The sequence below is a fragment of the Streptomyces sp. NPDC088387 genome (assembly GCF_044753385.1).
GTDB lineage: Bacteria > Actinomycetota > Actinomycetes > Streptomycetales > Streptomycetaceae > Streptomyces.
Window position 1 is genome coordinate 48,606 of the sequence record NZ_JBIVNC010000027.1, and the last position, 9,712, is coordinate 58,317.

General features: G+C 68.7%; 3 protein-coding genes, 1 tRNA gene and 1 rRNA gene. 1 reads left to right on the top strand and 4 read right to left on the bottom strand.

The features are described from left to right. Positions 1–12: 12 nt before the first annotated feature. Positions 13–5,472 (bottom strand): HAMP domain-containing protein, encoded by a 5,460-nt coding sequence (locus tag ACIQAC_RS40020; RefSeq protein WP_402200547.1) that lies wholly within the window; start codon positions 5,470–5,472, stop codon positions 13–15. A 416-nt stretch (positions 5,473–5,888) separates the two neighbouring features. Between ACIQAC_RS40020 and ACIQAC_RS40025 the strand changes: the two genes are divergently transcribed. Continuing rightward, a complete protein-coding gene (locus ACIQAC_RS40025; protein ID WP_402200549.1) occupies positions 5,889–8,636 on the top strand; it encodes a SpoIIE family protein phosphatase in 2,748 nt (915 codons plus the stop codon). Positions 8,637–8,696: 60 nt separating this feature from the next. On the opposite strand, the gene ACIQAC_RS40030 is transcribed toward ACIQAC_RS40025, so the two are convergent. From ACIQAC_RS40030 to rrf, 3 genes are all read right to left on the bottom strand, one after another. Further along, positions 8,697–8,769: transfer RNA gene (locus ACIQAC_RS40030), tRNA-Thr, on the bottom strand. Positions 8,770–8,845: 76 nt separating this feature from the next. Then, the gene (locus tag ACIQAC_RS40035) at positions 8,846–9,508 is read right to left on the bottom strand and encodes a DegT/DnrJ/EryC1/StrS family aminotransferase (RefSeq protein WP_402200557.1); all 663 of its coding nucleotides are present in this window, start codon (positions 9,506–9,508) and stop codon (positions 8,846–8,848) included. A gap of 111 nt (positions 9,509–9,619) precedes the next feature. Further along, a 5S ribosomal RNA gene (gene rrf / locus ACIQAC_RS40040) occupies positions 9,620–9,712 on the bottom strand; the annotation flags it as partial.

Genomic DNA, 9,712 nt, shown 5'->3' on the forward strand with positions numbered 1-9,712 from the left:
CCGACGCCCACGTCACTCCGCCCGCATCCACTGCCGCATCACCGTGAGCAGATGGTCGGGGTCGACCGGCTTGGTCACGTAGTCGGACGCGCCCGACTCGATCGCCTTCTCCCGGTCGCCCTTCATCGCCTTCGCGGTCAGCGCGATGATCGGCAGCCCGGCGAACTGCGGCATCCTGCGGATCGCCGTGGTCGTCGCGTAACCGTCCATTTCCGGCATCATGATGTCCATCAGCACCACCGCCACGTCGTCGTGCTGCTCCAGCACCTCGATGCCCTCACGGCCGTTCTCGGCGTACAGCACCGACAGACCGTGCTGTTCCAGGACGCTGGTCAGGGCGAAGACGTTGCGGATGTCGTCGTCGACGATCAGCACCTTCTCACCGCCGAACCGGATGTTCGCCCGCGGTTCCTGCGTCACCTGCTGGCCGTCCATCGACCAGGGTTCGGGCTGGACGGACGCCCGCGCGAAGGCCTCCACGTTGCGGCGGCGGCGCCTGAAGAGCGCGGCGGCGCCGTTCTGCGTCTGCTGGTACGACTGCACCTCGGCCGGCGTCTCGACCTCGGTGCCCGCCGGGACCGGCTCGCCGGCCAGCAGCTCGCCGACCGGGGTGGGCGCCGTCTGGTAGCCGTGCGGCGGCAGTTCGCTCGGGTGCAGCGGCAGATACAGCGTGAACGTCGAGCCGCGGCCCGGTTCGCTCTGCGCGTGGATCTCACCGCCGAGCAGCTGCGCGATCTCCCGCGAGATCGACAGTCCGAGGCCCGTACCGCCGTACTTGCGGCTGGTGGTGCCGTCGGCCTGCTTGAACGCCTCGAAGATCACCCGCATCTTGCTCGCCGCGATACCGATCCCGGTGTCCGTCACCGAGAACGCGATCAGTTCGGCGCCGGGACCGGTCAGCGACCCGGCCTCCAGCAGCTGTTCGCGGATGGTCTGCGGCACGTCCGCGCCGGCCGGCCTGATCACCAGCTCGACCGACCCGGAGTCGGTGAACTTGACCGCGTTGGACAGCAGGTTGCGCAGCACCTGGAGCAGCCGCTGTTCGTCGGTGTGCAGCGTGGCCGGCAGTTCGGGCGACACCCGTACGGACAGGTCCAGGCCCTTCTCCGCGGTCAGCGGCCGGAACGTGGCCTCCACGTAGTCCACGAGCTGGACCAGCGCGATGCGCGTCGGGGAGACGTCCATCTTGCCCGCCTCGACCTTCGACAGGTCCAGGATGTCGTTGATCAGCTGGAGCAGGTCGGACCCGGCGCCGTGGATGGTCTCGGCGAACTCGACCTGCTTCGGGGTGAGGTTGGCGTCCGCGTTGTCGGCGAGCAGCTTGGCCAGGATCAGGAGCGAGTTCAGCGGCGTACGCAGCTCGTGCGACATGTTGGCGAGGAACTCGCTCTTGTAGCGCATGGAGACCGCGAGTTGCTCGGCGCGCTCCTCCAGGACCTGCCGGGCCTCCTCGATCTCGGTGTTCTTCACCTCGATGTCACGGTTCTGCTGGGCCAGCAGCTCGGCCTTCTCCTCCAGTTCGGCGTTGGACGCCTGGAGGGCCTTCTGCCGGTTCTCCAACTCCTCGGAACGCTCGCGCAGTTGCTCGGTCAGCTCCTGCGACTGCTTCAGCAGCACCTCCGTCTTGGTGTTGACGGAGATGGTGTTGACGCTGGTCGCGATCATCTCGGCGATCTGGTTGAGGAAGTCCTTCTGGATGTGCGTGAACGGGGTGAACGAGGCCAGTTCGATGACGCCGAGCACCTTGCCCTCGAACAGCACCGGCAACACGATCACCTGCGCGGGCGGCGCCTCACCGAGCCCCGAGGAGATCTTGAGGTATCCGCTGGGCGCGTTCTCGACGAGGATCGTGCGCTTCTCGTGGGCGGCCGTGCCGACCAGCGCCTCACCGGGCCGGAACGACGTGGGCATGGAGCCCATGGAGTAGCCGTACGAACCCAGCATCCGCAGCTCGTAGGCGTCGTCCGGGCCTGCGCTCATGTCCTTGCCGTCGAGCGTCGGCAGGGCGAGGAAGAACGCGCCGTGCTGTGCGGAGACCACCGGCGTCAGCTCGCTCATGATCAGCGAGGCGATGTCGTCGAGGTCGCGGCGGCCCTGCATGAGGGCGGAGATCCTGGCGAGGTTGCCCTTCAGCCAGTCCTGCTCCTTGTTGGCGATGGTGGTGTCGCGCAGGTTGGCGATCATCTTGTTGATGTAGTCCTGAAGTTCCTGGATCTCGCCGGAGGCGTCCACGTCGATCTTCAGGTTCAGGTCGCCACGGGTCACCGCGGTCGCCACGCGCGCGATGGCCCGCACCTGCCGGGTGAGGTTCCCCGCCATCTCGTTCACGGACTCGGTGAGGTCGCGCCACGTACCGTCGACGTCCCGCACCCGCGCCTGACCGCCCAGCTGCCCCTCCGTGCCCACCTCGCGGGCCACTCGCGTGACCTCCTCGGCGAACGAGGACAGCTGGTCGACCATCGTGTTGATGGTCGTCTTGAGTTCGAGGATCTCCCCGCGCGCGTCGATGTCGATCTTCTTGGTGAGGTCACCCTTGGCGATGGCCGTGGTGACCATGGCGATGTTGCGCACCTGGCCGGTCAGGTTGGACGCCATCTGGTTCACCGACTCGGTGAGGTCCTTCCACGTACCGGCCACACCGGGTACGTGCGCCTGCCCGCCGAGGATGCCGTCCGTACCCACCTCACGGGCTACCTTGGTGACCTGCTCGGCGAACGAACTCAGCGTCTTCACCATCGTGTTGAAGGTGTCGGCGAGCTGCGCGACCTCACCGGCCGCCTCGATCGTCACCGTCCGCGTCAGGTCGCCGTTGGCGACGGCCGCCGCAACCTGGGAGATGTTGCGCACCTGCATGGTCAGGTTCTTGGCCATCAGGTTGACGTTGTCGCTGAGGTCCTTCCAGATCCCGACGACACCCGGTACGTGCGCCTGGCCGCCGAGGATGCCCTCGGTGCCCACCTCACGGGCCACCTTGGTGACCTGCTCCGCGAAGGACGACAGCTGGTCGACCATCGTGTTGACGGTGATGACGAGTTCGAGGATCTCGCCCTTGGCGTCGACGGTGACCTTCTTCGACAGGTCGCCCTTGGCGACCGCGGTGGTCACGTCGGCGATGCTGCGCACCTGGACGGTCAGGTTCCTGGCCATGAAGTTCACCGACTGGGTGAGGTCCTTCCAGGTGCCGGAGACCCCCTGCACCTCGGCCTGACCGCCCAGCTTGCCCTCGGTGCCCACCTCGCGGGCCACCCGCGTGACCTCCTCGGCGAACGAGGACAACTGGTCGACCATCGTGTTGAGGGTGTTCTTCAGCTCCAGGATCTCGCCGCGCGCGTCGACCGTGATCTTCTGCGACAGGTCACCGCGCGCGACCGCCGTGGCGACCTGCGCGATCTGCCGCACCTGGGCGGTGAGGTTGCCCGCCATGCCGTTCACGGAGTCGGTCAGGTCGCGCCACACACCGGCGACGCCGGGCACCTGCGCCTGACCGCCCAGCCGGCCCTCCGTACCCACCTCGCGGGCCACCCGTGTCACCTGGTCGGCGAAGGAGGAGAGCTGGTCGACCATCGTGTTGACGGTGTTCTTCAGCTCCAGGATCTCGCCGCGCGCGTCCACGGTGATCTTCTGCGACAGGTCACCGCGTGCCACGGCCGTCGTGACCTGGGCGATCTGCCGCACCTGCGCGGTCAGATTGCCCGTGATCGAGTTCACCGAGTCGGTGAGCTCCTTCCAGGTGCCGGAGACACCGGGCACCTGCGCCTGACCGCCGAGGCGTCCCTCCGTACCGACTTCCCTGGCCATCCGCGTGACCTGCTCGGCGAACGAGGACAGCTGGTCCACCATCGTGTTCACGGTGTTCTTCAGCTGGAGCATCTCGCCGGAGACGTCGACGGTGACCTTCTGCGACAGATCGCCGTTGGCGACGGCCGTGGTCACCTGGGCGATGTTGCGGACCTGCCCGGTGAGGTTGCGGAAGGCGGTGTTGACCGAGTCGGTCAGGTCCTTCCAGGTGCCGGCGGCGCCCGGCACCTGCGCCTGACCGCCCAGTTCACCCTCGTCACCGATCTCACGGGCGACGCGCGTGACCTCGGAACCGAAGGCGGAGAGCTGGTCCACCATCGTGTTCACGGTGTTCTTCAGCTCGAGCATCTCGCCGGCCACGTCCACCGTGACCTTCTGCGACAGATCACCGCTGGCCACCGCCGTCGTGACGGCGGCGATGTCCCGCACCTGAGTGGTCAGGTTCCGGAAGACCGTGTTGACCGAGTCGGTGAGGTCCTTCCAGGTGCCGGCGGCGCCCGGTACGTTCGCCTGCCCGCCGAGCCGGCCCTCGCCGCCGGTCTCGTTGGCCACACGCGTGACCTCGTCCGCGAAGATCCGCAGGGTCTCGGTCATCTGGTTGATCGTCTCGGCGAGCTGCGCGACCTCGCCGCGCGCCTGCACGGTCACCTTCTGCGACAGATCACCGTTGGCGACCGCGGTGGTGACCTGTGAGATACCCCGCACCTGGGCCGTCAGGTTGCCGGCCATGGTGTTCACCGAATCGGTGAGTTCCTTCCACACACCCGCCACACCGGGCACCTGGGCCTGTCCGCCCAGCTCGCCCTCCGTGCCCACCTCGCGGGCGACGCGGGTCACCTCGGAGGAGAACGCCGAGAGCTGGTCCACCATCGTGTTGACGGTTTCCTTCAGCTCCAGCATCTCGCCGGCCACGTGAACCGTGACCTTCCGTGACAGATCACCCTTGGCGACCGCCGTCGTCACCAGCGCGATGTCCCGCACCTGCGCGGTCAGCCGGTCCGCCATCGTGTTGACGGACTCCGTCAGGTCCTTCCACGAACCCGACATACCGCGGACCTGGGCCTGTCCGCCCAGCTTGCCCTCGGTGCCCACCTCGCCGGCCACACGCGTGACCTCGTCGGTGAACGTCGACAGCTGGTCGACAAGGTTGTTGACCGTCCGCCCGACCTTGAGGAACTCGCCCCGCAGCGGATGCCCCGGCCCCTCCGGCGTCTGCGCCCGCAGCTCCATCCGCGGCGACAGATCACCCTCGGCCACCGCCGACAGCACCCGGCCGACCTCGGAGACCGGCCGTACGAGATCGTCGACCAGCGCGTTGGACGCGTCGATCGCGGCCGCCCAGGAGCCCTCACAGGCCCCGGACTCCAGTCGCTCGGTGAGTTTTCCCTCACGCCCCACCACACGCCGCACCCGCGACAGCTCGCCGGTCAGATGCAGATTGCGGTCCGCGACATCGTTGAACACGGCCGCGATCTCCGCCATGACGTCGTCGCCGGACACCGTGAGCCGCTTGCGGAAATTGCCGTCCCGCATGGACACCAGAGCGGTCAGCAGCCGATTCAGGGCAGCCGTCTCCACCTCAGTGGTCCCATTGCGCGGTTTGCGCTGGTTACTCAGGGACTGTCCGCCTTTCGCGCGCGTCTTAGTGCCCCGCGTCGCTTCGCCAGACTCCACTGTGTCCCTCCCGCAGGGGTCGACCATTTCTGCCGTGCTCGGGTGGTTCCGTAATCACTGTGCGCTTTATCCGGTTACTGCTGATCCGGTTACCGCTGAGTACTGCCGCCGCTGGTTTCCGGGACGGCGAACCGCCCCGTACCCTGGGCTGCTGCCCAGCCGGCACGCATCGCACTCGGCCTGCCCGGACCTTCACCAGAAGCCTGCCCAGTGTTTCACCCCCACTGAACCAGGCCATAACAGTTCGGCAGCTTCGCACATCGTCCGCACACCCTCCGGACGGAAACACCGGCGACCGGCATCCGCATGGACCGGGAAGGTAAGTAACCTTGCATGCGGCTGTCCAGCCGCACCGGTCCGTCCGGCATGGGCGGTGGCACGAGAAAGAGCGGGCATCGGAGGGGCGGCCGCACAACATGACCACCGGACTGATCCCCGGGGGACAGCCCCCGGACCCACGGCCGACGAATGGCCTGCCGTCGCAGACGCGACGCGAGCCGGTCGACCAGGGAGTCCCGCACGCCGACAACCGGTCGAGGAGTTCTGTGATCACCGCGCGCGCGGCTGCCAGCTTCGAGCCCGTCGGGCGATCGGTCGCGTCCGCACGCTCCTTCGTCCGCGACACCCTCCAGGGCTGGGGCTTCGCCGACATCGTCGACGACGCCGTCGTCCTCACCAGCGAACTGGTGACCAACGCCGTGGTGCACGCCGGCACCAACGCCGACGTCCTGTGCCTGCGCAGCGACGACGGCGTACGTATCGAGGTCGCCGACCACTACCCCGAACGCGAGATCCCGCTCCAGGGACCCGTCGCCACCATGGGCAACCTCGACCGCGAGGGCGGCCGCGGCCTCCAGCTCTGCGCCGCCCTGGCCGCCCGCTGGGGCGTCGACTACACCCCGACGCACAAGCAGGTCTGGTTCCACCTCGACCTGCCCGCCCGCGCGGTGGGCACCCGCGCCGCGGGCCCGTCCCTCCCGGCCGAACTGCTGCCGCTCGCCGACGGCCGCGTCCGCGTCGCCGTCATCCAGATCGACCGCGCGGGCGCTATCTCCGCCTGGAACGAGGACGCCGAGGAGCTCTTCGCCTACCCGTCCGAGCAGGTCATCGGCAAGCCCCTCACCGACCTGGCCGCCTGGCCGCACACCCCAGGCACCAGCACCGGCATCGTCGAGGCCCTCCAACTCTCCCGCTGGGAGGGCAGTTACGGCATCCGCGACGCCGCCGGCCGGGTCGTCCCGGTCTACGCCTCGCACCTGCGCGTCCGCGACACCGACGGCGACCCGTCCACGGTCTGCCTCCTGGTCCGCGACCACGAACGAGCCGTCCTCCAGACGCCGTTGCGGGTCGCCTCTGCCGACACCACCACCTCCGAGGGCCAGAGCAACGACCCCTTCGAGGTCTTCATCGGCTCCCCCGCCCCGGACGACCTCGACGGCCTGCTCCAGCGCACGGTCGAACGCGCCCGCGACATGCTCGACGCCGACTCCGCCTTCCTGCTCCTCGCCACCGACGACGAGACCGAGTTGGAGGTACGCGCCTCCACCGGCCTGCCCTCCGCCCGCCAGCGCTTCGCCCGCGTCCCCGTCGAAGCCGGCCCCGGCCGCTACGGCTCGGCCCGGATGCCCGCCGTCCACGACGACCTCACGGCCGTCCCCGGCGCGGTCCCCCTGCTCAACGGCACCGGCATGCGCTCGGTCGTCACCGTCCCGCTCAAGGTCGAGGGCCGCCTCACCGGCTCCCTCGGCGTCGCCGCCGAAGCCCCGGGCCGCTACTCCAACGAGGAGGCACTGCGCCTCCAGTTCGCCGCCGACCGCATCGCGCTGGCCGTCGAATCGGCCCGCCTCGGCGAACTCGAACGCCTGCGCCGCGGCTCCCTCAGCTTCCTCGTCGAGGCCTCCGACCTCCTCGCCGGCACCCTGGACCGCGACCAGACACTGGCCCTCATGGCCCAGATGACGGTCCCGACCCTGGCCACCTGGTGCGCCGTCTACACCATCGCCGACCAGGCCTCCGAGCCGTATCTGTCGTACGTCCTGCACGAGGACGAGGAACTCATCGACGGCATCAAGTCGTTGCTCTCGAAGATCTCCCCTCCCGACCCGGTCCCGACCCCGGGCGCCCGCGTCTGGACGGCCCCCGCGGAAGCCGCCCACCAAGCGGCTCTCCGTACGTCCATGCGCAGCCTCGGCCTCAACGAGCCGGCCACGGTCAGCTCCGGCATCGGCACCACCCTCACCACGGCCTCCGCGGTCGGCGGCGAGACCGTCGTCCTGCCCCTGGTCGCCCGCAACCGTGTCATCGGCATGCTGACCCTCGGCAAGCCCACCGACGAGCACTTCCGCCAGGAAATCCTCGAACTGGCCGAGGACTTGAGCCGCCGAGCCGCCCTCGCCCTGGACAACGCCCGCCTCTACTCCGAGCGCACCGCCATCAGCCAGTCCCTCCAGCGCAGCCTCCTGCCGCCCGAACTCCCACAGATCGACGGCGTCGAGGTCGAGGTCATCTACCGCGCGGCCGGCGAGGGCAACGAGGTCGGCGGCGACTTCTACGACCTCTTCCCCATCAGCGACAGCACCTACGGCTTCGCCATCGGCGACGTCTGCGGTACGGGCCCCAACGCGGCGGCGGTCACCGGCCTCGCCCGGCACGCCCTGCGCCTCCTGGCCCGCGAGGGCCTCAGCGGCCCGGCCGTCCTACAGCGCCTCAACTCCGCGATCCTCGACGAGGGAGCCCGCAGCCGCTTCCTGACCCTCCTCTACGGCGAACTGCGCCCCTGTGAGGACGGCAGCGCCGAGCTCAAGGTCGTCTGCGCCGGCCACCCGCTCCCACTGCGCCTGCGCCAGGACGGCACGGTCGAACCGGCCGCCGAACCCCAGCCGCTCCTGGGCGTCCTGGAGGATCTGGAGCTGTACGAGCAGACGATCACGCTCGACCCCGGCGACGTCCTGCTCTGCGTCACCGACGGCGTCACCGAACGCCGTGAGGGCACCCGCATGCTGGGCGACGACGGCCTCACCGAGGTCCTCACCACCTGCACGGGCCTGACGGCCGGCGCTGTGGCGGCCCGCATCATGCGCGCGGTGGAACGCTTCGCATCCGACGCCCCGTCCGACGACATGGCCATTCTCGCGATGCGTGTGCCGGGCCTCCAGCAGGCCTGAACTACCGCGTCAGGACAGCAAAAAGCCTCCGCCCGAAAGGGCGGAGGCTTGATCTGTCAGAGCCCCCAAACGGAATCGAACCGTTGACCTTCTCCTTACCATGGAGACGCTCTACCGACTGAGCTATAGGGGCCTGTCACCATTTCGAGGGTTCCCTCGCGGCAACGGAATAGATCATACCCTGAAGCAACACGTGCTCCCAACCTCCGTCAGAAGGCGGGCTGGAGGAGTCCCCCGAGCGCGTTGCACGCGGACACGACCCGCTGCATGTCCCGCTTGGTGAGCGAGGCGTCGACCGGCAGAGCGAGCGTCTCGTCGGCCGCCAGCTCGGTCTCCGGCAGGATCACACACTGCCGGAATCCGGGCAGCCGGTGCACAGGCGTCTTCACCGGCACCCGGCAGTCAACTCCCCTGGCCCGCAAGGCCCGTGCGAACGCGTCCCGGTCGGGCCGGCCGTTCCCCAGCACCCGCACGACGTACTGCTGGTACGTGTGCCCCACCCCTCCTTCGGGCGTGCACACACCCCGCAACTTCGTGTCGAGATAAGCGGCCCGCTGCCTACGCTGAGCGACCTCGTCGTACGGCACCTCGGACTCGCCGGACTGAAGCACCAACAGCCCGTGCCGCTGCCCCACCACATGCATCCCGGCGATGTCAGCCGACCGCCCGAAGCGATGCACGACGACTATGGCCGCGGTCCTGGAGGTTACGGCGGCCTCGGCCGCCTTGGTGTCCAGGCAGTAGGTCGCCGGATCTATGTCGGCGAACACCGGCCGCGCGCCCGCCAGGGCCACGGCCTCGGAGACCTCGACGTTCCCGAAGGCCGGCACGATGACCTCGTCACCGACTCCGACACCAGCGGCCCTGAGCATTGCAGCAGTACCCATACGACGGATGCTGGTTGCGCAACGTGAACTTCAAGTGACGCCCAACAAAAAAAGGCTGGACCCCGAACCGAAGTTCGGGATCCAGCCTGAAGTTTTGTTCGGCGGCGTCCTACTCTCCCACAGGGTCCCCCCTGCAGTACCATCGGCGCTGTAAGGCTTAGCTTCCGGGTTCGGAATGTAACCGGGCGT